Annotated in this window: 27 protein-coding genes; 10 read left to right on the forward strand and 17 right to left on the reverse strand. The window is 58.9% G+C overall.

Features of this window, described 5'->3' with window-relative positions; all coding sequences use genetic code 11:
- Window positions 1-54: 54 nt before the first annotated feature.
- Window positions 55-474 (reverse strand): heme-binding protein, encoded by a 420-nt coding sequence (locus DQ393_RS28765; protein WP_112345069.1) that lies wholly within the window; start codon window positions 472-474, stop codon window positions 55-57.
- Between the two features lie 90 nt (window positions 475-564).
- Here DQ393_RS28765 and DQ393_RS28770 point away from each other — a divergent pair, with 90 nt between their 5' ends.
- Window positions 565-1455, forward strand: coding sequence for an SMP-30/gluconolactonase/LRE family protein (locus DQ393_RS28770; RefSeq protein ID WP_112345070.1), 891 nt, complete (start codon window positions 565-567; stop codon window positions 1453-1455).
- A 70-nt stretch (window positions 1456-1525) separates the two neighbouring features.
- Here the strand turns inward: DQ393_RS28770 and DQ393_RS28775 are convergent, their stop codons facing one another.
- A complete protein-coding gene (locus DQ393_RS28775; RefSeq protein WP_112345071.1) occupies window positions 1526-1744 on the reverse strand; it encodes a hypothetical protein in 219 nt (72 codons plus the stop codon).
- 327 nt (window positions 1745-2071) lie between these two features.
- On the opposite strand from DQ393_RS28775, the gene DQ393_RS28780 reads away from it, so the two are divergent.
- Window positions 2072-2428, forward strand: a complete 357-nt coding sequence (locus DQ393_RS28780; RefSeq protein WP_112345072.1) for an ArsR/SmtB family transcription factor — start codon at window positions 2072-2074, stop codon at window positions 2426-2428.
- 63 nt (window positions 2429-2491) lie between these two features.
- Here the strand turns inward: DQ393_RS28780 and queE are convergent, their stop codons facing one another.
- From queE to DQ393_RS28800, 4 genes are all read right to left on the reverse strand, one after another.
- A complete protein-coding gene (queE, locus tag DQ393_RS28785; protein WP_112345073.1) occupies window positions 2492-3220 on the reverse strand; it encodes a 7-carboxy-7-deazaguanine synthase QueE in 729 nt (242 codons plus the stop codon).
- Window positions 3217-3573 (reverse strand): 6-carboxytetrahydropterin synthase QueD, encoded by a 357-nt coding sequence (gene queD, locus DQ393_RS28790; protein ID WP_112345074.1) that lies wholly within the window; start codon window positions 3571-3573, stop codon window positions 3217-3219. Before queD ends, queE begins: the two co-directional genes overlap by 4 nt.
- On the reverse strand, window positions 3573-4283 hold the full coding sequence (gene queC, locus DQ393_RS28795; RefSeq protein WP_112345075.1) for a 7-cyano-7-deazaguanine synthase QueC: 711 nt from the start codon (window positions 4281-4283) through the stop codon (window positions 3573-3575). The genes queD and queC overlap by 1 nt, the downstream gene beginning before the upstream one ends.
- Window positions 4284-4450: 167 nt before the next feature.
- A complete protein-coding gene (locus DQ393_RS28800) occupies window positions 4451-5557 on the reverse strand; it encodes an aldo/keto reductase (RefSeq protein WP_112345076.1) in 1107 nt (368 codons plus the stop codon).
- Window positions 5558-5697: 140 nt separating this feature from the next.
- Here DQ393_RS28800 and DQ393_RS28805 point away from each other — a divergent pair, with 140 nt between their 5' ends.
- Complete coding sequence (locus DQ393_RS28805) at window positions 5698-6609, forward strand: LysR family transcriptional regulator (RefSeq protein WP_112345077.1); 912 nt, start codon at window positions 5698-5700, stop codon at window positions 6607-6609.
- A 242-nt stretch (window positions 6610-6851) separates the two neighbouring features.
- Window positions 6852-7259 carry a helix-turn-helix domain-containing protein gene (locus tag DQ393_RS28810; protein WP_112345078.1) on the forward strand — a complete coding sequence of 136 codons (408 nt, stop codon included), beginning with the start codon at window positions 6852-6854 and terminating at the stop codon, window positions 7257-7259.
- Window positions 7260-7296: 37 nt separating this feature from the next.
- Here DQ393_RS28810 and DQ393_RS28815 read toward each other — a convergent pair whose 3' ends face one another.
- The gene (locus tag DQ393_RS28815) at window positions 7297-8538 is read right to left on the reverse strand and encodes a Tad domain-containing protein (RefSeq protein WP_112345079.1); all 1242 of its coding nucleotides are present in this window, start codon (window positions 8536-8538) and stop codon (window positions 7297-7299) included.
- A 546-nt stretch (window positions 8539-9084) separates the two neighbouring features.
- On the opposite strand from DQ393_RS28815, the gene DQ393_RS28820 reads away from it, so the two are divergent.
- The gene (locus DQ393_RS28820; protein WP_112345080.1) at window positions 9085-11160 is read left to right on the forward strand and encodes a putative bifunctional diguanylate cyclase/phosphodiesterase; all 2076 of its coding nucleotides are present in this window, start codon (window positions 9085-9087) and stop codon (window positions 11158-11160) included.
- Between the two features lie 97 nt (window positions 11161-11257).
- Here the strand turns inward: DQ393_RS28820 and DQ393_RS28825 are convergent, their stop codons facing one another.
- A complete protein-coding gene (locus DQ393_RS28825; protein WP_112345081.1) occupies window positions 11258-13729 on the reverse strand; it encodes a beta-glucosidase in 2472 nt (823 codons plus the stop codon).
- Between the two features lie 299 nt (window positions 13730-14028).
- Between DQ393_RS28825 and DQ393_RS28830 the strand changes: the two genes are divergently transcribed.
- Window positions 14029-14703: a transglutaminase-like cysteine peptidase gene (locus DQ393_RS28830; protein WP_112345082.1), complete on the forward strand. Its 675-nt coding sequence runs from the start codon at window positions 14029-14031 to the stop codon at window positions 14701-14703.
- Here DQ393_RS28830 and DQ393_RS28835 read toward each other — a convergent pair.
- On the reverse strand, window positions 14691-15032 hold the full coding sequence (locus DQ393_RS28835) for a hypothetical protein (protein WP_210260429.1): 342 nt from the start codon (window positions 15030-15032) through the stop codon (window positions 14691-14693). The two genes, DQ393_RS28830 and DQ393_RS28835, sit on opposite strands and share 13 nt — an antisense overlap.
- 194 nt (window positions 15033-15226) lie before the next feature.
- Here DQ393_RS28835 and DQ393_RS28840 point away from each other — a divergent pair, with 194 nt between their 5' ends.
- Window positions 15227-16195 carry a DUF1402 family protein gene (locus DQ393_RS28840; protein WP_181592434.1) on the forward strand — a complete coding sequence of 323 codons (969 nt, stop codon included), beginning with the start codon at window positions 15227-15229 and terminating at the stop codon, window positions 16193-16195.
- Window positions 16196-16244: 49 nt separating this feature from the next.
- On the opposite strand, the gene DQ393_RS28845 is transcribed toward DQ393_RS28840, so the two are convergent.
- The gene (locus tag DQ393_RS28845; protein WP_112345083.1) at window positions 16245-16862 is read right to left on the reverse strand and encodes a hypothetical protein; all 618 of its coding nucleotides are present in this window, start codon (window positions 16860-16862) and stop codon (window positions 16245-16247) included.
- Between the two features lie 222 nt (window positions 16863-17084).
- On the opposite strand from DQ393_RS28845, the gene DQ393_RS28850 reads away from it, so the two are divergent.
- Window positions 17085-17462 carry a hypothetical protein gene (locus DQ393_RS28850; protein ID WP_112345084.1) on the forward strand — a complete coding sequence of 126 codons (378 nt, stop codon included), beginning with the start codon at window positions 17085-17087 and terminating at the stop codon, window positions 17460-17462.
- Between the two features lie 64 nt (window positions 17463-17526).
- Here the strand turns inward: DQ393_RS28850 and DQ393_RS28855 are convergent, their stop codons facing one another.
- Complete coding sequence (locus DQ393_RS28855; protein ID WP_112345085.1) at window positions 17527-18654, reverse strand: ROK family transcriptional regulator; 1128 nt, start codon at window positions 18652-18654, stop codon at window positions 17527-17529.
- A 235-nt stretch (window positions 18655-18889) separates the two neighbouring features.
- Here DQ393_RS28855 and DQ393_RS28860 point away from each other — a divergent pair, with 235 nt between their 5' ends.
- Entirely contained in the window at window positions 18890-19747 is an 858-nt protein-coding gene (locus DQ393_RS28860; protein WP_112345086.1) for a glycerophosphodiester phosphodiesterase family protein, read from the forward strand.
- Window positions 19748-19768: 21 nt separating this feature from the next.
- Here DQ393_RS28860 and DQ393_RS28865 read toward each other — a convergent pair whose 3' ends face one another.
- Window positions 19769-21283, reverse strand: a complete 1515-nt coding sequence (locus DQ393_RS28865) for an FAD-dependent oxidoreductase (RefSeq protein WP_112345087.1) — start codon at window positions 21281-21283, stop codon at window positions 19769-19771.
- 55 nt (window positions 21284-21338) lie between these two features.
- Between DQ393_RS28865 and DQ393_RS28870 the strand changes: the two genes are divergently transcribed.
- Window positions 21339-21821, forward strand: coding sequence for a MarR family winged helix-turn-helix transcriptional regulator (locus DQ393_RS28870; RefSeq protein ID WP_112345088.1), 483 nt, complete (start codon window positions 21339-21341; stop codon window positions 21819-21821).
- A 91-nt stretch (window positions 21822-21912) separates the two neighbouring features.
- On the opposite strand, the gene DQ393_RS28875 is transcribed toward DQ393_RS28870, so the two are convergent.
- The 5 genes from DQ393_RS28875 to DQ393_RS28895 all read right to left on the reverse strand — a co-directional run bounded on the left by DQ393_RS28875 (window position 21913) and on the right by DQ393_RS28895 (window position 26041).
- On the reverse strand, window positions 21913-22368 hold the full coding sequence (locus tag DQ393_RS28875; RefSeq protein WP_069615612.1) for an RpiB/LacA/LacB family sugar-phosphate isomerase: 456 nt from the start codon (window positions 22366-22368) through the stop codon (window positions 21913-21915).
- Between the two features lie 11 nt (window positions 22369-22379).
- On the reverse strand, window positions 22380-23150 hold the full coding sequence (locus tag DQ393_RS28880; RefSeq protein WP_112345089.1) for a triose-phosphate isomerase: 771 nt from the start codon (window positions 23148-23150) through the stop codon (window positions 22380-22382).
- Window positions 23147-23923 (reverse strand): DeoR/GlpR family DNA-binding transcription regulator, encoded by a 777-nt coding sequence (locus DQ393_RS28885; protein ID WP_112345090.1) that lies wholly within the window; start codon window positions 23921-23923, stop codon window positions 23147-23149. The genes DQ393_RS28880 and DQ393_RS28885 overlap by 4 nt, the downstream gene beginning before the upstream one ends.
- Window positions 23924-24043: 120 nt before the next feature.
- Window positions 24044-24982, reverse strand: coding sequence for a sugar-binding transcriptional regulator (locus DQ393_RS28890; protein ID WP_112345091.1), 939 nt, complete (start codon window positions 24980-24982; stop codon window positions 24044-24046).
- A 126-nt stretch (window positions 24983-25108) separates the two neighbouring features.
- Window positions 25109-26041: a sugar phosphate isomerase/epimerase family protein gene (locus DQ393_RS28895; RefSeq protein WP_112345092.1), complete on the reverse strand. Its 933-nt coding sequence runs from the start codon at window positions 26039-26041 to the stop codon at window positions 25109-25111.
- Between the last annotated feature and the right edge of the window lie 11 nt (window positions 26042-26052).

The following is a 26052-nucleotide window of genomic DNA, read 5'->3' on the forward strand; positions in this document are numbered from 1 at the left end:
TGCGATTGTGCGACCTCCCTTGGATCGGCGAGATCCGAGGGAGGCGTCATCCTGTTAATCGAGATCGGCGCCGATTGCCTTGAGGGCAGCGCGTGCCACCTGCTCGTCCTGTTCGCTGGAACCCGATCCGACGCCGATGCCGCCGACAAGCACGCCTGAAACGCGGATCGGCAAGCCGCCGCGCAGGCCCGTCATCCCGCCATGCGTGGCAATCGCCAGCGGCACACTGGCATGCTCCGGCAAGGAATGGCTTGGCGCACCGATGGAGGCGGCGGTCTGCGCCTTGGCCGCGGCACTTTTCCGCGACTGGAAGCGTGAACCATTCATGCGGAACGAGCCCAGCGTCACGCCGGACTGATCGACGATAACGATACATTGTGGTTGCCCCATCTCGGTGGCAGCGGCGATGGCCGCCGTCAACAGTGTCATTACGCCTTCGTCGCTCAAGACACTCGACGTCAGAATATGGCTCATGCAACTATCCTCCCGCTTGCGGACTCAATTTAGTATGTTATCGATAACACATCGGTCTCCAGATGTAACCTTATGGGAGGTATTGTCACAATGTCGTTCTTCGAGATCATCGATCCGGCCTTCGGGAAATTCATCCTCGGCAACGCCCCCGTCAAGCAGATCGCCACCGGGTTCGACTGGTTGGAAGGGCCTGTCTGGTTCGGGGATCTGAATTGCCTGCTCTTTTCCGACATTCCCAATAATCGCATCATGCGCTGGGTACCGGGCGTCGGCGTCAGCATCTTTCGCGAGCCTTCGAATTTTTCGAATGGTCATACGCGCGACCGGCAGGGTCGGCTCGTCAGTTGCGAGCATGGCGGCAGGCGGGTGACGCGTACCGAATATGACGGATCGATCACGGTCATTGCGGACAGCTATCAGGGCAAGCGGCTGAACTCGCCGAATGACGTGATCGTTGCCTCGGACGGCGCCATCTGGTTCAGCGATCCGCATTATGGCATTGCGACGGACTATGAAGGTCATAGGAGCGAGCAGGAACTGCCCTGCAATGTCTATCGTGTCGACCCCTCCGGCACGGTCACCGCCGTCCTGACGGATTTCAATTGCCCGAATGGACTGGCATTCAGCCCCGACGAGAAAAAGCTCTATGTTGCCGATACCGGCCGCATGCACGGCAACGACCCGCAGCACATTCGCGTCTTCAATGTCGGCGAAAACTGGCAGTTGTCCGGCGGCGAAGTGTTCCACGCGATTTCACCGGGTTGCGCCGATGGCATGCGCCTCGACAGCGACGGTAATCTCTGGTCTTCAGCCGCCGATGGTGTGCATTGCATCGCGCCCGATGGTCATCTTATGGGCAAGATCCTGGTGCCGGAGACCGTCTCCAATCTATGCTTCGGCGGCCGTGGCAGGCACAAGCTCTTCATCACGGCGACAACCAGTGTCTATGCGATCTCGCTCAATCGGAGCGGAGCGCTCTGACGGCAGGCGCAACGCGTTGCGAAAAACGAGAGTGGGAACGCTCGAAACAGGCAAAACCAAGTCGATACTATCAGCGCAAATCGATCCGCGGCACGGAGGGCGTGGCTACGTGCGCAATCGGTGCAATGTTGGCCGATGCAAGATTGGCCGACAAGGCAAGCGCCTGCCTGCGGGCAGCATTATGAAGCAGGTTTTCCATCCTGGAGACGGATATGCGATCTGCGCGCATGACCTGGCGGATCAGCGGATCTTTGAGAACTTCGGCGATCGTCAAGTCCCTATGGGTCATGGTTACCTCCTGTTCGCTGAAGCAGAAGATAAACAGTTTAATTAGCAGCGCGATGTCAAAAGACGGACAAAAACAAGGCAGTTCGTTCGATTTTGTTACAGAATAATTGCAAAACGAAAGGTGGAACATATTCCCAAACCGCAACAGGACCCTAGTTGTCGGTTGTAGAAAGGTCGATCGGTGGCGATCGGCCTGGATGGGAGGTCCGTTTGCTCCGCGAAGGTGCAACGTTTTTGCAATAATTTAGGCCATAATTTTGCAACTTTTGCGTTTATCATCGCGCGGTGCCGGGGCTCTGCAGTTTAAACATCAACGATCGGCCGCGCCATGTATTCAGATCAGACCACAGAAGATGAGCGTCTCATCTATCATGCAGATCTTCTCAGTCAGCTTTCCAATCCCAAACGCCTCGAGGTTTGCATTCATCTCTCACGCCAGGAAGAGGATGTGAACAGCCTGGCCAAGAAGCTGGGAATATCGCAATCGGCGCTAAGCCAGCATCTGACGCGACTGCATCATTCCGGTATCGTAAAGGTGCGCCGTCAGGCGCAATTCAGATATTATACCTGCGATCACCCCGGCGTTCACCAAATCTTGAAAACATTGTCGAAGCTGTTCGATGCCGAACTCGGGCCAATGTCGCCAGGTGCCGACGACAAGGATGCTCAAGGCAAGAAGTCGTGATGGCAGCTTGTGGCCCTTAAGGCTGCAAGGCTCAAGGGTGAGGAATGGCCAAAGCCCAACGGCTCAAACGCCGCGCTTGTTGCCCCAAATCAGCACGTGCAATTGCGGCAACACTCTCGCTTCGAACCATCGGTCGCTGCTGACCTTGTCCACGAGCCAGCGCATGCGCTCGACGATGCCCTCGATATCGACGATAGCATCATCGGCTTCCGGCGGTGGCGGCGTGTGATTGCCGGGTTGCAGATAAAGCGGCAATTCAGGATAGCGCGATGCGGCCTCCCGCGCATAGGCGTAATCGACGTCGTCGAACACGACGATCTTCAGCGCGACCTGCGGCTTGCCAGCCGCCATGCGCAGACAGTCGTCGAATGCGCCCCAATCCGTTGCCATGCCGCTCGACGGCGGCTTCGGGCTCAGCACCAGCACATCCAGTTCCGCGAACCAATCCTTCGCCAGGCTCCCCTGCGTTTCCAACGCGAAACGATAGCCTTCGCCATGACCACGCGCGATCAGCGGGCCGAGGGGTTGGATTGCGGGGTTGCCGCCGGAAAGCGATATCGTCAACGGCTTGCCGCCGGAAAGCCGCGTCACGTCCGACCAGATCTCATCAACCGACATCGGCAGCCACTGATCGCGATACTCGCTATCGACTGCGTGCAGCGTATCGCACCAGGAACAGCGGTAGTCGCAGCCGCCGGTGCGCACGAAGATCGTCGGAAGGCCGATCAGAATACCCTCGCCCTGGATCGTCGGCCCGAAGATCTCGCTGACGCGAATGCGCACTTCGCTCATGGCCGGTATTCCGCCCAGGTCTTCGGCGTCTCGCTGACGCGCACCGCCGATGTCTCGGGCAAGCGGGACTTGCACCAGTCGTAGAAATGCTTGGCCAGATATTCCGAAGTGACGCGGTCGTGGCCGAGCACGTCGTTGAGATGACGATGATCGAATTCACTGTCGATATAGCGCTTCAGCGGCTGCAGTTCATGATAGTCGCGCACAAAGCCGTTTGCGTCGAGCTCGGCGGCGGAAAGCTCCACCACGACGATGTAGTTATGCCCATGCATGCGCGCGCACTGATGGTCGTCAGGAAGATGCGAGAGCTGATGCGAGGCGGAGAAGTGAAACTCCTTGGTGATGCGGAACATCACTTTACCTCCGCCGCGACGAAACCCGACGTCGCCGATACCCAGAAATCCGGGTCTTCATAATCGGTGGGATCCGCGATGCCGGCGATATGGAAGGCTTCGCGCCGCTCGACGCAGGTGCCGCAACGGCCGCAATGGCGTTCGCCGCCCTTGTAACAGGACCAAGTCTCGGCAAAGGGTGTTTGATGCCGTGCGCCATCCATGACGATATCCGCTTTCGAGATGGTCACATAGGGTGCGTAGAGGGAAACGTTTGCATAACCATCGAGTGCGTGGTTCTGCATCTGCTGAAATGCATCGATGAAACCGGGACGGCAATCCGGATAGATGAAATGGTCGCCGCCATGAACGGCAACGGCAACCGCATCCGCCTTCTGAGCGGCCGCGAGCCCGAAGGCGATCGCGAGCATGATCGCGTTGCGGTTCGGCACGACCGTCGCCTTCATGGTTTCTTCGGCATAATGCCCGTCCGGCACGTTGACGTCATCGGTCAGCGCCGATCCGGTGAGATGTCTGCCGATTCCGCTGATATCGATGATCTGGTGAGGGACGCCGAGGCGTGCTGCGCAAGCAGCGGCAAAGTCGAGTTCCTTGCGATGCCGCTGGCCGTAGTCGAAGGAGACGAGGCCGATAAGCTGGTGTTCGGCTGCGACCTTATGGACGAGCGAAACGGAGTCCAATCCGCCGGAGCAGATGACGATAGTCTTCATAAAACAGGATCCCTTGTTTTGACCGGGTGGGCTGCGACCGGATTTCTTGGCTCTTTCGAAGCCATGGCGGGTCTGTAGCAGCAGAACTCGGAGGAAACAAGGCACCGATAATATTTCACGACAACACGCCGGCGAATGCCGGCGCGCTGGTGGCAATTGCCAGGGAGTTAGCTGACGCCGGCAAATTGGCCGGAGATATTCAGGTCCGGATAGTAATCGGCGGGCTTGCCTCCAACCGTCTGGCCGCCGGTGAGGCCGCCTTGGACCTCCGGCCCGAAGAACGAATAGGGAAAGCTCGGCTGCAAGGCGCTGATCTCGTCGAGACGGCGGCGCAGCTCTAACGGTATCGTGAAGTCCAAGGCGCCAAGATTGTCGTTCAATTGCTCAAGCTTCGTGGCGCCGACGATGATGGAGGCTATTCCGGGTTGAGTCATCGCCCAGTTGACCGCCACCTGCGCCATGCTGCGCCCAAGTTCTGCCGCCACCTTCTCCAACTCGGCAACGATGGCCCAGTTGCGATCGGTAAATTTTTGAAAACCGGGATTGGTGGTGCCGCGGACCGTCTCGAGGCGGCCCGCCGTCTCTCCCTCGCCGCTGGGGCGATATTTGCCGCTCAAGAGGCCGCTTGCCAGCGGGCTCCAGGCCATGATCCCCGCGCCATAGCGTGTGCCGAACGGCACGAACTCGTTCTCGATATTGCGCTCAGCCAGTGAATATTCGAGCTGCAGCGCCGAAATCGGCTCATAGCCGCGATGCTCGGCAACTGCCTGGGCACGGCTGGCGTACCAGGCGGGCACATCGGACAGGCCGACATGAAGTACCTTGCCGGAGCGAACGAGATCGTCGAAGGTGCGCATCACCTCCTCCGGCGGGGTCAGGCGATCCCAGCAATGCAGGAGATAAAGATCGATGTGATCCGTATTGAGCCGCTTCAACGAGCCTTCGACGGCCCGAAGTATGTTCTTGCGGCCATTGCCGGCCGCGTTCGGCGTACGGGCGGTCAGGTTCATGGTGAACTTGGTTGCGATCACCGCATCATCGCGCAAGCCCCGTTCAGCGATGAATTCGCCAAGCCACGTTTCCGACGTGCCGCCCGTATAGGCATCGGCCGTATCGAAGAAATTGCCGCCGGCATCGACATAGGCATTGAAGATGGCGCGTGCCGCCGCCTTGTTCGAACCCCAGCCCCATTCCGTGCCGAACGTCATGGTGCCAAGGGCAAGCCGCGTCACTTTCAGGCCGCTGTTGCCAAGTGTGTAAAACTCCATGCTCATCTGTATGCTCCTCTTTGACACCAGTCCGAGTTCGATGATCGAATGAATGGGCTGTAATTTGTGATGCATCCAATTTCGCTGCTTTTTGGTCATTCGATAAGGCCGTTCAATTTGCATGCATTATGCGATATCATGCATGAATGGACCGGGATCTGCTGCCACATCTGCCTATTATCGCCGCGGTTGCACGCCGGGGTGGATTCGCGGCAGCTGCCAGTGAGCTGGGAATGAGCGCATCGGCCGTCAGCCATGCAGTGCGGCTGGTGGAGGAAAGGCTCGGACAGCCGCTTTTTGCCCGCACGACGCGCAGCGTGGCGTTGACCGAGGCAGGCAGGAGCCTGATTGGCACCATCACCCCGGCGCTGCAGGACATCCATGAGCGCATCGAGCGCATAAAGGCCGTCAAGGGAAGGCCAAGCGGCCTCTTGCGCATCAATGCATCGCGCGTTTGCCTGCCGCTTGCGCTCACCTGCGTGATAGCCGCCATGGCCGAGCGCTATCCGGAAGTCGAGATCGAGGTCTTCTCCGATGAGCGGCTGACCGACATTGTCGCCGAGGGTTTCGATGCCGGCATACGCGTCGGCGAAATGATTGCACAGGACATGGTGGCCGTGCGCCTCACCCCGCCTTTCCGATCGGTCATCGTCGCCTCCCCCGGCTACATCGCACGTTTCGGCCGCCCGAATACGCTTTCCGATCTTTCCAACCATAATTGCATTGGCTATCGCCTCATGCGTTCCGGCGGTCTCTATCAATGGGAATTCATCGAGAACGGGCAGGATGTAGCGGTTGCGGTGAGCGGCCAGGCCATCGTCACGGAATCGCATTCGGCAATCGAACTGGCATTGGCCGGCGTGGGGCTGGCCTATGTCTTCGAACCGCTGGTGCAGCCGGAAATCGGATCCGGCAGGCTTGTTCAGCTTTTGAGCGACTATGCCGTCACCGAGGCCGGCCTTTTCCTTTACTTCCCGCGTCGCGCCGAGCTGGCGCCAAAGCTCCGGGCCTTCATCGACACGGTGCGGCAGATCGGCCGCGAGTCGCCCGCTCGTTAGGCGGGAGCGCTTTTCAGCCTCAGCCTTCCAGGGAATAGCCAGATTGCGCAGATATTGTACCGAATGCGCACCAAACGGATGGTTCTGCCTCTATCGAGGTGAATTGACGTTGCCGTTTTTGATGACACCCGGCAGTCATAAACGGAAGGCTCGCCAAGAATCCGATTAAGAAGTTTCGCGGCCTCCATCCATCGGCTCCCCAGGTTTGATGGGCGGTTTCACGGTCAAGACATGAGGAACCAGTGCAAGACAGCCCTAAAGGAAAACTCCCCAGTCCCATCGATGTAGAAGTTGGCAAGCGCATCCGCGCGCAACGCCGCCTGCTAGGCATGAGCCAATCGGCATTGGCCGAAAAGCTGGATCTGACGTTCCAGCAAGTGCAGAAATATGAGAAAGGCACCAACCGCGTCGGCGCAAGTCGCCTTCAACGCGTGGCGGAGAGCCTCGGCGTTCCGATCTCGCATTTCTTTGACAATCCGACATCGGACGGCCATGCTTCGACGCATGAGGCGCACGCGCTCAAGAACGACCTCGTCAGGTTCCTTTCATCCGAAGAGGGCGTCGAACTCAACCGCGCCTTTGCAAAGATCAAGGATGCAAGGACACGTCAAAAGATCGTGGGCCTGATCAAATCGCTTACCCTGGCCTAGATCGTTCTTATGTCCCAGGCGATCGCGGTCCCTGTCGTCAGCTCGTAATGCGTGGTGTGCGAATGACTTTCAGGAACAGGGCGTTCATGGCGTCGGAAATGCCCTGTGTCGGGCTGACTTCGAAGTAGAGGCCAGGCGAGGCGCAGTTCTGCAGATTGGTCCCGATCTGCGATTGGAAGGGCGCGATCCATTGATTGTACCAGCCGTTGGTCGGCAGGGGAAAATAGGTCGTGTAGAGGATGGCGATCTTGATGTTCTGATTCTTCAGCGGCTGGCAGAAGGCAGTGGCGAGCGGCTCCTGGCAACGCCCGTTCGTGGTTGGCTTGGTGCAGGTGGTGGGCTTGTTGCTGTCGCCGACGCCGTCAGTGACAAGAAAAAGAACCTTCTGACGATCGGAACCGGTTTTACCGCTGCCGCCGTTGCCGATGATCGGCGCGAGCTGCGTCAGCATCGTATCGAAACTCGTATCCTGGTCGTTGTTATAGCCTTGTTTGGGAACAGCCATCAGGTCTACCGCACTGGTGGCTTTGCTGACCTGCGCCATATCGGATAAGAGCGGCGATACATTGGTCAAGCCAATTTGCGTGGCGTCAGGACCGAACGTATAGACGGCCATTCTGTATTGATCGGATGTTACTCGGTTCCTCACGGCAGTATCGGTCAGAGACTGCGTCGCCTGACGAACGACGTCGATACGCGTATTGATCTTCAGTACATTCTTCGCAAGATTGTAATAATCGTTCGTTGAATTTTGAATATGGCACGCAAAGGCGCAGCTATCCGGCGTGTTTGTCACCATCTTTTGAATATCGCCCAGGGTAGCGCCAATACCCATGGAAGGCGTATTGTCCAGCAACATGTAGAAATCCATGAAATTCGCCGTCTGATACTGCGCGGATGCCGAACCGCTGACGGAAATGGATGTCTTGCCGATGACCTGACTGAGCGTAGTCGGCACGTTCGTAGAAAAATTGACCGTCGAAGAGACGATATTGCCGGTGCGCGTCACCGCAGCGCTGACGTTGACTGATATGGCCTGAAGATCGCTGGATGTTTGGCCGAAGAAGAGCTTGTTGGCATCATCCTGACCGATCGTGACGGTGCCGTCCTTCGTCATGGCCATGGCAGCCGCGACTGCCGGGGATGAATCTGCGATTGCGCCGACTGCGGCTGCATCCGCAGCGTTTTGCAATTCCGTCCTGACGAGCATGGCATTGGTGACATCAAGCGCCAAGCCGCCTGCCGCGATCAGCGGAACAGCGACCAGGGCAGTCGTCATCCCAAAGTTGCCCGATCTCTCTGCGAGCAATTTTCGCAAAAGCCTATGCGTTGCATCGAACGACTGCGAGCGGATCCAGAATTTCCTCACCAAGCAAGCTCTCTATTATAAAAGTTGCATTCTCAAAATATTCGCCAACTTCAAGTATTATCATTTTCAGATATACTAATTAATAGTATCGCATGGAAATATTGAAATTCCGATAAAAGCTATATCTCTATTTTATATTGTTAACCTCCACGGAAAATTTACCAAAACCCGAATTATGTTTGCGAAACTACCTGACGGAAGAACGAAATAAAAATCTCTTTTGTCCGGAAATGATGCCCGCTTGAACTGCAATCGGTGGCTCCGCGAAAAAATAGTATAGCCAAGGTTGAAAACCCGGGTAGAGCTGATCGTGGAATAACGCCCCTGTTGCAGTCTTGATGAAAATATCTTTACCCGATTTTCAGTATTCACCCGCGAAAGCAGTCGCGTTGATTTTAGACGGGCGCTCTGGTTGAGGGCTCCCCTCACCTATTGACCATAATTGGGATTTTTTGCGTGCGCGTTCTTTCCTGCATTTTCACGGAACACAATCTGTGGCTTGTCCTTCTTGCAGCATTTGTCTGCGTCAGCGGCGGATGGATTACGTTCGGCCTGCTGCGGCAAGCGGGAAAGACGCGCGAACTTCAACGGGGCGGATGGATTTTCCTGACAGCCGTCGCGGCAGGCTCCTCGATCTGGTGCACGCATTTTATCGCCATGCTGGCCTATCAGGTCGAGGCGCCGGTCACCTTCGATCCGATCCTCACCATGGCCTCCTTTCTCCTGGCCGTGATCGGCTGTGCCTTCGGTTTCGCAATCGCCCTGTCCAGCCTGCCGCGGGTGGCGCCGGAATTTGGAGGTGCCATCGTCGGCCTTGCGATCGTCGCCATGCATTACACCGGTATGATGGCCTATCACGTCGATGGCATTGTTGAGTGGAACGAGGGTTATGTCGTCGCCTCCGTCGTGCTTTCGGTGATCTTCGCTGCGCTGGCCCATCATCAGGCGATCCGCCGTCCCTGGCATTTTTCGGGATTTGCGGCACTTATCCTCTTCGTCGTTGCCATCGTGTCGCTTCACTTTACGGCGATGACAGCCGTATCGGTCACACCGCTGGCAACCGGCGCGGGACTTGCTGATTCCTATGCGCTGAAGGCCATGGCCGTGGCGGTTGCCGGCGGCGGGCTCATCATTATCGGCACGGGCGTCGCAAGCTATATGATCGATGAGCGCGCCTCGCGTGAATCCATCCAGAAGCTCCAGCATATGGCACTGAATGATCTGCTGACCGGCCTGCCCAATCGCGGCAGCTTCGCCGATTATCTTCAGGGCGAAATGCAGCATGCCGAAGAAGACGGCGCAAAGCTTGCCGTGATCGGCATCGATCTCGACCGCTTCAAGGAAATCAACGACCTGCGCGGCCACAAGGCCGGCGATCAGGCCCTCAAGGCAATCGGTCGGCGGCTTGCGCGTCTCGTCAAGGATGGAGAGTTCGTCGCGCGTGTCGGCGGCGACGAGTTCGCAGCAGCCAAGCGGTTCCGGAGCCAAAGCGAGCTTCTGGATTTCGTGGCTCGCCTGGAAAAGACCCTGTTCGAGCCCATCCGCATCGATGATTTCGAAACGGCGACCGGCGCGAGCATCGGCGTCGCCATCTATCCAGATGACGGCATCGATCAGGAGCGCCTGGTCAGCAATGCCGATCTCGCCATGTACCGCGCCAAGGCCGATGTCGGTCGTGCGGTCTGCTTCTACGAGTCCAAGATGGACGAGGCGGCGCGCGCCCGGCACACGCTGGCGCAGGATCTGCGACGCGCCGTCGAGTTGGATCAACTCGAACTGCATTATCAGGTACAGACCTCGGTCAGCACCGGCGAGATCTGCGGCTATGAGGTTCTGGTCCGCTGGCATCATCCTGAGCACGGCGCCGTGCCACCCTCGGAATTCATTCCGATCGCGGAAGAAAGCGGCACGATCCTTATCATCGGCGAATGGGTGCTGCGCACCGCCTGCAAGGAGGCTGCATCATGGGACAAGCCCTACAAGATCGCCGTCAATCTCTCGCCGGTACAATTCGCCCACGCGGATCTTGCCCGGCTGGTTCACTCGATCCTTCTCGAAACCGGCCTGTCGCCGACGCGGCTGGAGCTGGAAATCACCGAGTCCACCATCATCGCCGACAAGAGCCGCACCCTGCATGTGCTGCGGCAGATTCGGGCGCTCGGCGTCACCATTGCCATCGATGATTTCGGAACCGGATATTCGTCGCTCGACACACTGCGCTCGTTCCCATTCGACAAGATCAAGCTCGACCGGTCCTTCATGAACGAAGTGGACCAGAGCATACAGGCAAAGGCGATCGTTCGCGCCGTGCTGACACTCGGCAAGAGCCTCGAGATTCCGGTTTTGGCGGAGGGCGTGGAAACCGATCACCAGCTGGAAATCCTGCGCGTTGAAGGCTGCGACGAAGCGCAGGGCTTCTTCCTTGGCCGCCCAAAACCCGTCGCACAGATCTTTCAAATGACGGCCGCCGACGAGGACGAAGCATCACGATTTTCCGGCCGCGTCCCGCCACAACGCATGCGTCGCCGTTAGCAATATTCCGGATGTAACGGCATGCGAGCCGGTCGTCCGGAGCGCATGTTTTGCGCTCCATCGCTATCCCGGGGCTACACGCCGCCGCCCGGCAACGTCAAATCGAACGATCGCCGGTTTCGCCGATCCATTCATCTGCGAGCTCGATCGCCACGGCGGAGCGTATATCGGCGGCATTGGCGGCAGCAAGGAGCTCGTAGCGGCCGGCGGGCGCGCGGAAGGTCTTCGTTGCCTCATCGAAATAGCTGAGGTCACGAAACCGTACGACCAGCGACGCCGTGCCCGTTTCGCCGGGCGCCAATCGCAGCTTGGCAAAGGCACGCAGCTCCTTTTCCGGGCGTTCGATCAGGGAATCGATTGCCCGCACATAAAGCTGCACGAGTTCCGAACCCGTTCTCTCGCCGATATTGGTGACGTCGATCGTAACGGCGATACCTTCTGCGCCCATCTGCGTTGCCGAGGCTTTTGCCTTGCCCCAGGAAAAGCGTGTGTAGCCGAGACCGAAGCCGAAAGGAAACAGAGGTTCGATACCGCGCGTATCATGATGACGGTAGCCCACGAAAACGTCTTCGGCGTATCGCACATGCCCGTCCTTTCCGGGATAAACCTGCGGATCTCCAACCATGGCGCAATTGTCCGACAGGCGCTTCGGGAAAGTCTGCGGCAGGCGGCCGCCCGGCTCGACATCGCCGAACAGCACGTCGGCAACGGCATGCCCCAGCTCCTGGCCGGGATACCACATCTGCAACACGGCCCTGACCTTGTCGATCCACGGCATTTCGATGGGACCGCCTGTCTGCAATACGACGACGACGTTGGCGTTGACGGCCGCCACGCGCTCGATCAGTTCCTCCTGCCGGCCGGGCAGGCGCATATCGGGCAAATCGAGCCCCTCGGTATCCCACTCGCCGTCACGACCGACAAAGAGCAGGGCGATATCCGCATCCTCGGCCTTTGCGACAGCATCCAGCATATCGGCTTCACCGAGCGGCTTTTCGACGCCGAAACGGACCGCCGTCAGGTTGATCCCCTCCTCGCTCGTCGCCGGCGAACAATATTCGACGATTATCTGGTATCGCTGGCCGGCCTCAAGATGAACAGCCTGCCGCTGCTCGACATTGGCCGTGCCGAAATAATTGTCGCCGCGCGACCAGCCGTCATGGCCATTCACGACGAGCTTGCCGTCGACATAAAGCCTGGCGAGGCCCGCGTTGGTCATGCCGAATAGATGCTCGCCGCTTTCCGTCGGAATGTAGGAAGCTGTCATGCGGGCGGAGAAATCGCTGGAATCGAGTTCCGAAGACGGCAGCTCGAACCAGAAGAACTCGCCCTTGTTTGCCGTTTCGCTTGCCATTACCGGGCCGGCGAGATCGCGGCCCTTGAAATATTCCACCCGCATCTCGCCGGAAAAGACGTTGATCAGCCGATTGTTGCGGCAGGCTGCTGCATAATGAATGCTGTTGGCATTCGACAGCGCCTCGCGGATACCCTCAAGCGGGCTGACTTTATAATGCGCGGCAATCTGGGCGCTGCCGCCGCCCATGACGCGGGCTTCGGCCGCATTCGCTCCGATGACTGCCAGATGCCCGAGCCCTGCTTTCTGCAGGGGAAGAATGCCGTCGTTCTTCAAAAGGACTGCACCTTCGGAGCCGAGCTGACGGATCAGAGCCCTGTCCTCCGGTAAATCCAGCGCATGCTCGCTCAAATCGGGTGCCTTTTCAAAAGCGCCTACACGCTCGAGCAGCATCAGAATGCGGCGAGCGGCTTGGCGCACCGTCTCCGCCTTGACCTCGCCGTTGCGCACAGCCGCCACAAGCTTGTCGCCGCGGTCGCGCGTCGGGCCCGGCATTTCCAGATCGAGCCCTGCATTGACCGTTGGCGCCGTCGAATGCGAGCCGAACCAGTCGGACATGACGATGCCGTCGAAGCCCCATTCTTCCCGCAGAACCTTGGTCAACAGCCAGGGATGCTCGCTGGTATAGGTGCCGTTCAGCCTGTTATAGGAGGACATGACCGCCATCACCCCCGCCTTTTTCACCGCCTGTTCGAAGGGCGGCAGATAGATTTCGCGAAGCGCTCGCTCACCGATATCCGACGACATCGTCTGCCGCTCGATCTCGGATTCATTGCCCGCGAAATGCTTGATGGTGGCGGCGACACCCTGGCTCTGCACGCCCTGGATATAGGCGACGGCGAGTTCGGCCGTCAGCACTGGATCTTCCGAATAGCATTCGAAATTGCGGCCATTCAGGCCGGACCGGTGAATATTGACCGTCGGTGCCAGGAGCACCGATGCACCCTTGCTCTTGGCCTGACCGGCGAGCGCCACGCCCATGCGCTGGACGAGCGCCGGATTCCATGTGGCGCCAAGCGCAATGGCGACGGGAAAGCAGGCGGCGTTGACGCCTGCGACCAGCGAGCCCGCACCGCGCGCGCCGTTCGGGCCATCCGTGACCTTGATCTTCGGAACACCAAGACGCTCGACCGGCACCGTGGTCCAGAAGTCGGCGCCCGACAGCAGCGAAACCTGCTCTTCAAGCGTCATCCGATCGAGGATATCGTCAATCATAAAACCTCCCGAACTATGGCTGGTCGCTTCCTCGCCACGGATTGGCGGAGACTCGCGTTTAAGGCAAACAAATCATAAACGCGCCCGATGATCTTCTAATCTGATATGCTGATGAAACAACACATCTTTTTCATCCCTGGTCAACGTCATAACAGCCAGAGATCATAAATTCTGCGGCTGGATCGGACGCCTTCGTCCGCACAACGGCCAAAAGAACCGGTTCGCTAAAATGCGAATAATCTTCTTTCGAATAAATTTGACCGCATCGGATTTCATGAGCCCAGTTCATGGAGCCGAGTATGCGTTCGTTCCTAGTCGCTGCAAGCTTTCTCTTTATTACCGGTCTGTTGTTTTCGACGGCCACAACTGCGAAATCTGTGGCAAACATCACGACCGTGCACCCGCACCAGTTCGCCCGTGTGGCGGCAGATGCAAGCGTGCCGGTCGGTTGGGCCAGCTTCTGCAAGGCTCAACCCGCAGAATGCGAAGCTGGCCGGAAGAGCGAAGAAACCGTCGCCATCGACAGCCAGCTCAACGAGCAGCTGCAGCAGATCAACAGCCTGGTCAATCGCGAAATCCAGGGCATCGGCGATAACGACCATTACGGCATCTACAAGCTCGGCATCATCAACTGGTGGACCTATCCGGACGACGGCGCCGGCAACTGCAATGACTATGTCCTGCTGAAGAAGAAACTGCTCGTGGAGGCCGGCTGGCCGCGCTCGGCCCTTCTGCTGACGGTCGTTCTGGACACGCATAATGAAGGACATCTCGTGTTGATGGCCCGCACGAATGACGGCGACCTGATCCTGGATAATCTCACCGATACGATCAAAGCCTGGGACGCCACGGGCTATACCTTCATCAAGCGCCAGTCTGCCGATGATCCAAACAAGTGGGTTCGGCTTGAATCAGGCCGCACGCCCGAAGCGCTCGCAATGATCAGCAAGGCGCTGGCCGCTCATTCGCAGTGATTGGCAGACCAATAGGTATCGACAAGACTTTTGCCGTCCTGGTCCAGGATGGCGAAATCCCCTGGGATGATCACGAAGAAACGTTGACCAATCTTGGGACTTCCGGCGTCATCACCCGCTGAAGGGTCGATCCGCCCGCAAACGACGAAGCCGGGCATTCGTTCGCTTGGTTTGGCCGCCAATATGTGAATGGCAGCGGGCGGCACATCTATTCGTCGCGCGACCGCCGCCCTGGCCAGGTCTGGTGCATCGGCCATCGTCGGCACTGCATCACCCGGCGCGGCCGCAAGCAGAATGCTGCCTGCCATGACGAGATGTTTCACCAGCATTCTCCCGCACCCAGAATGACGCGGCTGCAACCCGTTGCGGTGAGATCGCCGCAGGTCTCTACAGCCGCCAGCTGCTCTGCGGAAAGTTTATTGTGATTCGCGGGGCGGCAGAAGAAGCCGCGCTTGTCTTCGCATCTCGATCGCGTATGAAGATTGTCCCCGTGCCGGGGAACATTTTGAAAGTCATCTTGCGAATGCGAACACGCCTGTCGACACTCCCGGCACTCGGTTTCCTTTTTGTCCTCGCCCTGACGAATGCCTGCTTCGCGTATGAGCTCGTGCGCGTTCCTCCGGGCAATCGCAACAATGTTCAGCCCCCCATACCCAACACCTCGGTGCTGCGGGCCAAGGCGTTCAACACGACCTATGAGGAAAAATACCAGAAGATCGTCGGCGTGCTGCGTGAGGACGAGAACCTGATGGCTTCGATCAAGAAGGCCGCGGCAGCCTATCAGATCGATCCTATCCATATTGTCGGCGCGCTTGTCGGCGAACATACCTACAACATCACCATCGTGAACAGGGTGAAATCCTATTACATCAAGGCGCTTGCCTATTCGCAATCCGACTTCAAGTTCGCCTACAAGGACGTGACCGTCCAGACTTTCCTGAAGAAGCCGGAATTCGCCCATTGCGATGCCTTCACGGGTAGCGCCGAACTCTGGGAATGCCGTGACGAAACCTGGGACGAGAGTTTTCGCGGCAAGGTCATCGACGGCGTCACCTATGAGAACATGACCTTCCAGCGCGCCTTCTTCCAGCCGTTCTTCGCGGGCCAGACCTTCGGTCTCGGCCAGATCAGCCCGCTGACCGCGCTCGAGGTCACCGATCTCGTGCATGCCACCAGCGGTTTGCCGAAACTGTCTGTCGACGACCCTCAGGCAATCTACCGAGATATCATGGACCCCGATCGCAGCGTGATCTATATCGCCGCGATCGTCAGGGACGCGATCGATGCCTATCGCGCCCAGGGTTTCGACATCACCGGCAATCCCGGTTTGACGGCAACGCTCTATAATGTCGGGCAGCCGCGACGCCGCGCACTTGCCTTGCGGCAGGCCGCGGACGCTTCAGGCGGCAAGAAGCTGCCGGAAGAGAATTATTATGGCTGGCTTGTAAACGACCGGCTGCCGGAACTGCGCGGCTTGCTGGGAGTGCATTGATCGCGGGAGAGGTCTCGCAAAGTTCTCGAATCTGATCGCATCGGATAGCTCACGCGAGCAGGGTGACGCGGCCGTTGGCGATCTTGTTTTGGACCCAGAGCCGCTCGTTCTGCCAATCGTGCCGCTTCCATCCTTGCCAGCTGAAGCCGCACAGTTTGACGTCCCAATCGGACAGCGGAAACTTCGCGAGCGTATAGCCAATGCCGAGGAAACCCGTGCTGGGAAAGACTTCGCGCATCCGAGGTCCGGCAATGCCGAGTTCGTTGCAGCCTTCGACATAGGTCTGTGGCGGCATGATGCGGATTTCCTTGCCGACATTGCCCATCCGTTCGATCGCCTGCATCGTCCAATCGGCCTTCTGGCCCCGCAGGCGCTGAAATATGTTCGGGCGCGGATGATATTTGCGAATGATGTTCGGATGATAAGCCAGCATCAGCACCTTGGCTGCCTTCAGTGCCGCATTGTCCAGGAAGCCGGGATCGAGCAGCCGCCGATACAGGATCTTGCTCGACGCGGCCATCATGATCATATCGGTGCGCTCGCCGCTCATGCCCCCGGCAAGGTTCGGCTCGTTGAAGCGCATCACGAATTGCGCGTCGTCCACGACCCCTGAGAGATCGCGCTCGAGCTCAGCATTCCCAACGATGATTGCAGTCTTGCGCGCCAATGCGGTTGTCCAGCGAAATACGGCCGTGAATTAGCAATGCCGTCTGACAGAGCCCTGAAACATTGATGATACGGAACTGAAATCAAATTTGAGCTGTTTGCCAAATACGCACGTTTACCGCCCCCGCCGGCCAACGATAAGAAGAGAGGCCTTCTGGCAGAACTCGCCAAAGCTCCGTAAACTGTCGCTTTCAATGCCGGAGCTAGTTCGGGTGGACAGTTTATGAAGCAAACGGATCGCATGAACTCGGCGTCCAACATCTGGGAGGCTGATCCATGTGATGCTTCCGACAAGCTGGCGGATTTACAATTCGCCGGATTTGAGGACAGGGCAGCCAAGGCGATTAACTGGGCTTCGATACTCGATGCCGGCCAGTCGGTATTCGGCACCGAAATAGGAGACCTTCGCGGATCAGATGTTGAATTTTATGCGACCTGCGACGGTGAAGACATGCTTTTGATGCGGCTGATGTGGCATGGGTTTCCCGATCCCCCCGAATGGAGGTTGGCGACGCGACCCAGCAACAGAAATGATCTCCCTTGGGCCTCGTGGGGTTATTTTGCCGACTTACCGGAAAGATGGCGAATACCGAATATGTAAGCGGCATCACTCCGGTAATCCCGCATGAATACGCCGAAAGATAAATCAGCCTTCTTCGCCAAGCCTACAGGAAATACCGGAACTTCAACGGCAGCAGCGCCGTACCGATCGCGCTGGCATCGCCCCGCGTTTCGCTGAGAACCAGCCGCGGCCCATGCGGCGCAATGCCGTAACGATGCGGGCGTTGCGAGGGCAGATTCACGCGCTCGATCATCATCCGTCCGAGGGCCGGCGGCAGCTGGCCGCCGAAGACGATCGACTGCGGATCGATTACTGCGGTCAGGGTGGCAATCAGGCGATCGAGCATCGGCATGGTTTCGGAAAGCCAGCTCTCCACGCCCGGCCAGGAAGGATCGAAGGCTTGCTTCAGTTCCTCAACCGAGCCTATCTCGATACCGTTCTCGCGCAATCTGCGGATAAGATATTGCAGAGCTGGCCGTCGCGGCGCCTCATCCGGGTTGTAGATGACGCTGAACTCGCCTGCATTGCCGTGGAAACCGAAATAAGGCCTGCCCTCAAGAACAAGACCGCCGCCAAATCCGTAGTTGAAAGACAGATATGCGAAGGTCGGGCACCAGCGCCCGACGCCACGCAGGCTTTCGCCGATAGCGCCGGTCGTCGCATTGTTTTCCAGCCAAACCGGAAGTCGGAACACATCCTCGAGCTCCGGCTGCAGATCGATCAGCGACCAGTCCCGCAAAGGTTCCGGCGCATTGAAATGACGATCATCGCCGACGAAGAAGCCGGACATGGCGAAGCCGAGGCCGATAAGGCTTTCGCGCGGTATTTCGCATCGCGTCAGGATCGAGTTCAGTTTTCGGGCAAGCGCAGTCAGCGTCGCCTTGCGGTCACCAGGCACTCCCTGAAGCGTCTCCTGACCGACAATATCGCAGCCGAAATCGGCAACCGACAGTATTACGGCGTCGGTATTGACGGAAATGCCGATCGAGTAAGCAGCCTGCCTTGCCAATTCGATCGTCGGGCTCGGTTGCCCGCGCGTGCCCTTGAGAGGCGCACCGGCGCGGAGCAGACCCCGCGCCATCAAGGTTTCGACCAGGCGGTGCACCGATTGCTGTGTCAGATTGGTGTGGGCCGTTATGGTCGCGCGCGGGATCGGCTCATGCCGGCGAACGATATCGAGGATGAGGCGTTCGTTTCCGCTTGCCAGTGGGGATTTCTCAAGCACTGTCATGACTGCGATTCCAACCCCTTTGACCTCGCCTTCCCTCTTATATCCATGCCCGCAATCCGGCCCATCCGGCATATTCGAGGCAGCCGTCATAAATATTACACTTTATGTGTATTAATAGCCATGGAGGCGACCGGTGCCAATGGGCATCGCGTCGGCGCGTAGCCAACGGCGTCTGCATTCCATGACGGACATCACGCGGCGCATTCCGTCAGAACGATCACGAAAGCCACCCCCCATGCACACTGCCGCCTCGCCCTCGCCCCGTCTTTCGGATATCTATGATCTCCTGTCCCGGGCCAATCCGGACATTCTGACGATCGCGCATCGCGGTCTTTGGTCGGCGGCGCCGGAAAATTCGCTGGCATCAATCCGCGCCGCCGCCGAACTTGGTGTTGAATTCGTCGAAATCGATACGCAGACAACAGCCGACGGCCATCTTGTCGTCATCCACGACAAGACGCTGGACCGCACCACGTCGGCCAAAGGTGTCGTTGGCGCAAGCACATTCGCGATGGTCCGTGACGCGCGGCTGCGCGCCGGCGCGGGTGGGCAAACCGCTCACGTGACGGATGAGCGTGTGGCGACGCTCGAGGAAGCACTTGAAGAGGCGCGCGGGCGCGTCTTCGTCAATATCGACACGAAGTTTCCGCGTGAATTACCGCTGGTCATTGCCGCCGTTCGACGCCTCGGCGCCGAGGATCATGTCATCATCAAATCGGATGTCGAGCCGCAGAGCGACAACTTCCCGGTTCTCAATGCCGATTGGTTCGGCTCTATTCCGCATATGCCAATGTTTCCAGTCCGTCCCGGGAAGTTCATCGAGGATCTGCGGGCAATCGAAGCACTGCGTGCGCCGATGATCGAGGTGAAGTTTACCGACATCGCAGATCTCATCGCGGGCCGCGACGAGCTGGAACGCCAGAACATCAGACTGTGGGTCAATACGCTCGACGTCTCCTACAATCTCGACTTCAATGACAGCCGCGCGCTTGAAGACCCCGAAGGCGTCTGGGGAACGCTTATCGCCGCCGGCGTCGGCGCGATCCAGACCGACACGAATGTCGAATTCAAACGCTGGCTGGCGGGCCGTTAAGCCGGAGCAGATAGAACCACGCTAGTCGCAACCGGCGCCGACCAAGCCCAGCCCCACCTGCGCGAGATAGGTCTCCAAGGTCTCCATATCTGCGCTCGCGACGATGGCACCAATGTAGCCATCCGGACGTACCAGTATCCAATCGCCGGCGGCAGGGGCATAGGCGTCACGGAAGTGACCTTCGTCATCGAACATATCACCCTTCGAACCGAATATGTGAATATGCATGCCCCGACGCGGAGGCACGGCCCCTCGCTCTACCTCATAGCCGAGCAACGTCCAGTGCGCCCCTTTCAACAAATCGAACAGCCGAATGCTTTGGCCTGCTGCACCCCGGATCGGTGCATCCGGCGCACGGTCGCCGGCAAGGAGACCGCCAATCCGGCTTGGCTGCTCCAGCGCAAGCGAGGATTCGGGATAACCGATATCGAGTTGATGGACCTCGCGGCTACGACGCATGTCGCCACGCTTTAAGGCATCGAGAAGTTTTGTCGCCAGGCCGAGCATTGCTGCGGCGACCGGCCTGCATTCCTCTTCATAAGTGTCGAGCAGTGTCTCAGGCGCGCCGTCGGCGACCGCGGCCAGCTTCCAGCCCAGATTATAGGCATCCTGGATGCTGGTGTTGAGGCCTTGACCGCCAGTCGGTGGATGAATGTGAGCGGCATCGCCGGCGAGGAACACGCGACCAACGCGGTAGCGATCGGCCAACCGTGCATTCATGCTGTATGCCGATGCCCAGGACACGGATTGGATATGAATATCATTGCGATTGGTGCGCTCCGCCACCATGGCCGCCAGCCCTTCGACGGAAAGATCGATATCGCCTTCGAGAGGGATCGGGCCTTGAATCTGAAACATCCCAGTCCCGGCGAGCGGACAAAATGCTATCTGCCGCGCCATGTTTCCTTCATTGAAACGATGCCAGGCGTCGCGAGTGAGACCTGTCAGCACGACATCAGCCACGATGGCACGCACACCCAGGGTCTTGCCCGGGAAATCGATGCCAAGCACATGGCGCACGAAGCTGCGGCCACCATCGGCGCCAACGAGCCAGCGCACGCGCAAGATCTCGTCGCCGGCCGTGCCCGCAACATGCGCCGTCACACCATCCGCGTCCTGTCCGAAGCCGACCAGTTCCCGGCCGAATTCGGGTCGATGACCCAGTTCCTCCAGGCGTTCGCGCATCAGGCCTTCGGTCAGAAACTGAGGCACCATCAGCGGAAGATGGTAAGGCTCGGAGGCCGTCGGGGGCTCATGCGTCATCGCGTCGGAGTCGACATAGCTGCCGTCATCGCGATGTCGCCGTTCGGGCGGATACGATCCGCCGATCGCGACGAGCCTGTCGAGGATACCGAGATCTTCGAATATTTCCTGCGTTCGCGGCTGAATGCCCTTGCCGCGCGAGCCGTGGAACGGGCCACCCATCTTCTCGATCAGGCGGAAGGAAATGCCTCTTCGCGCCAGGTCGATCGCCAGCGCCAGACCGGCTGCGCCCGCACCGCAAATCAGCACATCGGCTGCAAATTCCTCTGTCATTTCGCCCTCCATATGTGTAATATGCACATATTAAGAGAGACATGAGCGGGCGTCAATGGAAAAGGTGCAAAATACACATATTAGCGCTCAACTGCGTGAGCTTCATAGTGCGCTGATCGAAATCGTCGGCGTCATGAACCGGCCTCAGCGTGACGAAGCGATGGTTCGCGAGGCGGGGATATCGCTCGACCGTGCCCTATTCCCGCTGCTTGTTCTGGTGGAGAGGCTCGGCCCCATCGGAGTTGTCGAACTGGCCGACCGCGTGGGACGCGACTACACCACCGTCAGCCGACAGGTTGCCAAGCTGGAGAGCCTCGGGCTGGTCGACCGCCAGGAAAGCACACAAGACCGCCGCATTCGCGAGGCCGTCATTACCGGCCAAGGAAAGGCAATGACTGATCGTGTCGACGCGGCGCGTGAGAGAATTGGTTTGGCCATTTTCGCCAATTGGAACGAACGGGATATCGAAGACCTGGTGCGGCTCATGCGCAAATTCGCTGATGACATCAAAGACGACGCATCGGGCGCGCCCAGATAGCCTTCGATAACAGACGTGCGAGGATCGCCTAGATACGGACAGCCCGGCCGATCGGAGGGATCGCCGGGCTTGTCTGCGTCTTGGGACTGGCTTAACGGGCGTTGTACTTCGCATCGACCTCGTTGATGGCCTTGACGTTGCCGGCCGAGCGGCCGTTTTCGTCGAAGGTCTGCGCCAGGAAAGCGTCGGCGATGGCCTTGGCAAGTTCGGTGCCGATGACGCGAGCGCCCATGGTGATGATCTGGGCGTTATTTGAAAGAGCTGCACGTTCTGCCGAATAGGTGTCGTGGGTCAGCGCCGCACGGATGCCCGGCACCTTGTTGGCCGAGATGCAGACGCCGATGCCGGTGCCGCAGACAAGGATCGCCTTGTCATAGGTGCCGTCGATGACGCCGGAAGCCACGCGGTCAGCGAGATTGGCATAAAATGCATCGGGACCTTCATCAGTGCGCGACACTTCGCTCACCTCGAAACGATCCTTCAGATGGTCGGCAAGAACCTTGGCGAGGCCCTCGCCGGCGCTGTCTCCAGCAATAGCAAGCTTCATGAGATGTCTCCTCAGAGTTTGGCGGCGCACTTGGCGAGGATGTCGAGATAGCCTTCGACGTTCCAGGCTGAGCGGCCGATGAAGAGCCCGTCTACGTTCGGGCAGGATATGAGTTCTTCGCAGTTTTGCGGATTGACCGATCCGCCGTAGAGGCACGGAATTTTGCGGCCGAGCATATCCTGCGCGACCGCGACGATCTCGGCCTGGCGTGCATCGGCATAGGAGGGTTCGGCCGGAATCCCCTTTTCGCCGATCGCCCAGACCGGCTCATAGGCCAGCAGGATTTCAGCCTGCTTCTGGGCGTCGGAGAGCTTCGATAGCGCGCCGATAACCTGCTCGCTCAGGATCTCGGTTGCACGACCGCTTTCGCGATCTTGCAGCGTCTCGCCGATGCAGATGAGCGGGATCAACCCATGACGGACGGCCGCCTCGGTCTTCAATCCGACGGTCTCATTGGTCTCGCCGAAATGCTCGCGACGCTCGGAGTGGCCGAGTTCGACGATGTCGAGATTGCAATCGTTCAACATCAGCGGCGAAATCTCACCCGTCCATGCACCCTGGTCGGCCCAATGCATGTTCTGGGCGCCGACCTTGACGGAGCTGCCCAAAAGGATCGACTTGACCTCACGCACCGCAGTGAACGGCGGAATGATGAAACGCTGGATGCGGGCATCGCGCAAGGTATCGGCAGCGCGCAGGGCCTCGGCGAAAGCACGCGCCTCGGCCAGCGTCTTGTTCATCTTCCAGCTCGTGCCGATCCAATAGCGAGGCTTGTCTGTCATGTCATATCCTGGTTCGAGGCAATGGTGAGGGTGATACCGTCCCGGCGGAATTGCGCGAGAATGGCGTCGTCCGGCGCGTGATCGGTAATCACGGCGTCGAAATCGGTAAGGTCGGCCATCACATGCAGGGCCGTGTGCCCGATGCGCTGATGGCTGACGAGCAGACAGCTCCTGGTCGCCGACGCAATCATCGCCCGCTTCGTGCGCACGACGTTATCGTCCATATGATAGGCGAGCCTGCCGGAAACGGCCGGCGTCGACAGGAAGGCGATATCGGCCCGCAGGCGCGACAGTGCTTCCTCGGTGACGACGCCGAGAAAGGCATTGAACTTGGCGGAATAGACGCCGCCGAGCGCGATCAGGGTAATGCCGCTTTCGTTCTTCATGCGGTCTATGATCGCGGCGTTGTTGGTGATCAGCGTCAGCGGCCGTTTCTGCAGCAGCATCTCGCCAAGAACGGCCGCCATCGAGCCGTCATTGATCATGACGGTCATGCCGGGCTCGACAAGATCGAGTGCTGCGCGCGCCATCGCCAGCTTTTCGTCATGGCCTTGACGCTCGCGGAAGCGAAAATCACTTTCGAACTGTGTCCCGGCATCGATGGTCGCCCCGCCGCGAACCTTGCGCAACACACCGGCCTGCTCGAGATCATCGAGATCGCGATGGATCGTCATCTTCGACACGGTAAAGCGGTCGGCCAGATCGTCGAGATCGACGGTCTTGTGCTCGATGAGCAGATTGATGATCGATTGCTGACGCTCTTCCCGTTTCACTTTACACTCCGGCCACCAGTCCGAAAGGAACTAGAGAAAATATAACATCCAAATCTCACAATTCAACATTTTATTTGTTACGTTGAGATGATTTTATGTTTCCGTGCAGATCGCAATGGCTCAGGCTTTCAGCAGCGCCTTCGCCGTTTTCTCATCGGTAATCAGCCCATAGAGACAGCGGCTCTTGAGGACGGCGCGAATGGCTTCGACCTTGGGCAATCCACCGGACAATGCGACCAGCCGCTCGCCCTTCGTCCGCGGCAAGGAGGCGGACAACGTGCGCGCCGTCAGCGTTGTCTCGAGGATTTTGCCATCGACATCGAAGAAATGACCCAGAATTTCGCCGACGCCGCCGGCCGCGGTGATCTCCCTGATCTCCTTCGGCTCGACCATGCCGGATAAGACCAGTTGTGCGTCTGTATCGACCGTACCGAGACCGACGAGCTTGAGATCGGCGCCGTTTGCGAGATCGAAGACTTCCTTGACGCCGCGCTGGGCGAGCAGCACGTCACGGTCTTCGCGCGTATTGGCGAAGAAAGGCACCGGCATCACATGCGACTGCATGCCGGTCTTTTCGGCGATGCGATGCATCACGTCATAGGGATTGGCCGCATAGTTTCGGGTCAGACCACCGAGCAGCGAGACGAAACGCAGATCCTTGCCACTGACGCGCGACAGGTGATGAACCGCGGAAGAGAGTGTCCGCCCGTGACCGAGGCCGATGACCTTGTTGTTGCCGCTCTCGATTTCGCGCCGCAGAAAGCCGGCTCCTGCCTGGCCGAGCGCGCGAAACTCGAAGCCTTCTTCACCGAGGTCGGGCGCGACCTCGCAATATTGCAGGCCGAAACGTGCCGAAAGCTGCGTTTCAAGCTCGACGCATTCGACGATATCGCCGTCGATCGTCACCTTGACGACGCCCTCGGCGACCGCGCGCGCGATCAGGCGATGCGCTTTCACCGAGGGAACGCCGAGACGTTTTGCCACCTCGGACTGCGTCAGCCCGCCGGCATAGTGCAACCAGGCCGCCCGCACGGCGAGCGAAGCATCCGCATCCGTCATCAACCGTTCCCTTTCATTTCGTCACGCATGGCCCCTCGCCTGCTTTTTATCTGACCATGCCCCCGAATCCACAGTCCTCTCGCAAGGATAAGCTCAGGTGGAATCGAGACTCGGCCATTCCGGCAGCTAGATATGCAAGTCGCCGGCACCGGTGTCGATATGAGGCGCCCAAAAGGCGATGCTTTCGGCAATCTGCGAGATGACCTGGCGATCGTTGGGCTCACGCTCCTTGAACGACAGTTCCAGGCAGATTTCGTTGTCCTTGGCACCACCTTCGGCAAATGCCTTCAACAGCGGTTCCGGCTGGATGCGGCCCTTGGCATTGAATTCCGCAGTGAAGGGGCGATGGCCGCCCTTATCCATCAGGCTCTGCTTGATGTGAATGATCGGAGACACCTTCGGCACGACACGCGCCCAGGCATAGGGATCATAATCGTCGGGATTGGACGAGGTGACATCGCCATGATCGATATCGGCCATCATCCACATCGGAATGGCGAACGGCGCCTTCGTTAGTCTGTCCTGCAGGGAAAGGCAGGCATTGATCGTCTCGCCGAATTCGCGGCCGATGCTCATCGGCTCCCAGAAGATGTAGGAGAGGCCGGCAGCCCGTGCGTGTTCGGCCACCTCGCCCCAACAATCGATCGCGATCTCGATCAATTCCTGGCGGCGGACCGGATCGTCATAATCCTTGTAGGTGAAGATCGCGAACTGCGTACCGACGGAATGACCGCCGAGATCGGCAGTGATATCGGCAAAGGTCTTGAACCAGTCGATATAATAGCGGCGAACATCCTTGTCCGGATGGCCGAAATGATTGAGACGGCCGTAGGGGCCGGTCATGCCCGACGTGACGCGAACGCCGGTGCGCTTCAGTGCCGCCTGCATATCGCGCGTCAGGCGGCGAATGACCGGCGCCTGCCAGCTCGGATTGATGAATTCGTGCGTCAGCTGCAGATCGCGGATGCGCAGGTCACGCGCAACCGTCTCGATCAGGTCGGCCGGCTCGGCAAAGCGATTGACAAGCGGGTTGGTGTTGAGTGAAAGCGTCAAGGGCATGCGTATTCTCC

The sequence above is a fragment of the Martinezella tropici genome (assembly GCF_003287875.1).
Lineage (GTDB): Bacteria > Pseudomonadota > Alphaproteobacteria > Rhizobiales > Rhizobiaceae > Rhizobium > Rhizobium tropici_C.

Coding starts and splice junctions, on each gene's coding strand:
- DQ393_RS28800 (WP_112345076.1), bottom strand. CDS start 5,557: ATGAGCATGGAGTTTTACACACTTGGCAACAGCGGCCTGAAAGTGACG.
- DQ393_RS28765 (WP_112345069.1), bottom strand. CDS start 474: ATGAGCCATATTCTGACGTCGAGTGTCTTGAGCGACGAAGGCGTAATG.
- DQ393_RS28780 (WP_112345072.1), top strand. CDS start 2,072: ATGTATTCAGATCAGACCACAGAAGATGAGCGTCTCATCTATCATGCA.
- DQ393_RS28850 (WP_112345084.1), top strand. CDS start 17,085: ATGAAGCAAACGGATCGCATGAACTCGGCGTCCAACATCTGGGAGGCT.
- DQ393_RS28830 (WP_112345082.1), top strand. CDS start 14,029: ATGCGTTCGTTCCTAGTCGCTGCAAGCTTTCTCTTTATTACCGGTCTG.
- queE (WP_112345073.1), bottom strand. CDS start 3,220: ATGAGCGAAGTGCGCATTCGCGTCAGCGAGATCTTCGGGCCGACGATC.
- DQ393_RS28825 (WP_112345081.1), bottom strand. CDS start 13,729: ATGATTGACGATATCCTCGATCGGATGACGCTTGAAGAGCAGGTTTCG.
- DQ393_RS28775 (WP_112345071.1), bottom strand. CDS start 1,744: ATGACCCATAGGGACTTGACGATCGCCGAAGTTCTCAAAGATCCGCTG.
- DQ393_RS28865 (WP_112345087.1), bottom strand. CDS start 21,283: ATGACAGAGGAATTTGCAGCCGATGTGCTGATTTGCGGTGCGGGCGCA.
- DQ393_RS28770 (WP_112345070.1), top strand. CDS start 565: ATGTCGTTCTTCGAGATCATCGATCCGGCCTTCGGGAAATTCATCCTC.
- DQ393_RS28880 (WP_112345089.1), bottom strand. CDS start 23,150: ATGACAGACAAGCCTCGCTATTGGATCGGCACGAGCTGGAAGATGAAC.
- DQ393_RS28870 (WP_112345088.1), top strand. CDS start 21,339: ATGGAAAAGGTGCAAAATACACATATTAGCGCTCAACTGCGTGAGCTT.
- DQ393_RS28890 (WP_112345091.1), bottom strand. CDS start 24,982: ATGACGGATGCGGATGCTTCGCTCGCCGTGCGGGCGGCCTGGTTGCAC.
- DQ393_RS28895 (WP_112345092.1), bottom strand. CDS start 26,041: ATGCCCTTGACGCTTTCACTCAACACCAACCCGCTTGTCAATCGCTTT.
- DQ393_RS28860 (WP_112345086.1), top strand. CDS start 18,890: ATGCACACTGCCGCCTCGCCCTCGCCCCGTCTTTCGGATATCTATGAT.
- DQ393_RS28840 (WP_181592434.1), top strand. CDS start 15,227: ATGCGAACACGCCTGTCGACACTCCCGGCACTCGGTTTCCTTTTTGTC.
- queD (WP_112345074.1), bottom strand. CDS start 3,573: ATGTTCCGCATCACCAAGGAGTTTCACTTCTCCGCCTCGCATCAGCTC.
- DQ393_RS28835 (WP_210260429.1), bottom strand. CDS start 15,032: ATGCTGGTGAAACATCTCGTCATGGCAGGCAGCATTCTGCTTGCGGCC.
- queC (WP_112345075.1), bottom strand. CDS start 4,283: ATGAAGACTATCGTCATCTGCTCCGGCGGATTGGACTCCGTTTCGCTC.
- DQ393_RS28855 (WP_112345085.1), bottom strand. CDS start 18,654: ATGACAGTGCTTGAGAAATCCCCACTGGCAAGCGGAAACGAACGCCTC.
- DQ393_RS28875 (WP_069615612.1), bottom strand. CDS start 22,368: ATGAAGCTTGCTATTGCTGGAGACAGCGCCGGCGAGGGCCTCGCCAAG.
- DQ393_RS28805 (WP_112345077.1), top strand. CDS start 5,698: ATGGACCGGGATCTGCTGCCACATCTGCCTATTATCGCCGCGGTTGCA.
- DQ393_RS28815 (WP_112345079.1), bottom strand. CDS start 8,538: ATGACGACTGCCCTGGTCGCTGTTCCGCTGATCGCGGCAGGCGGCTTG.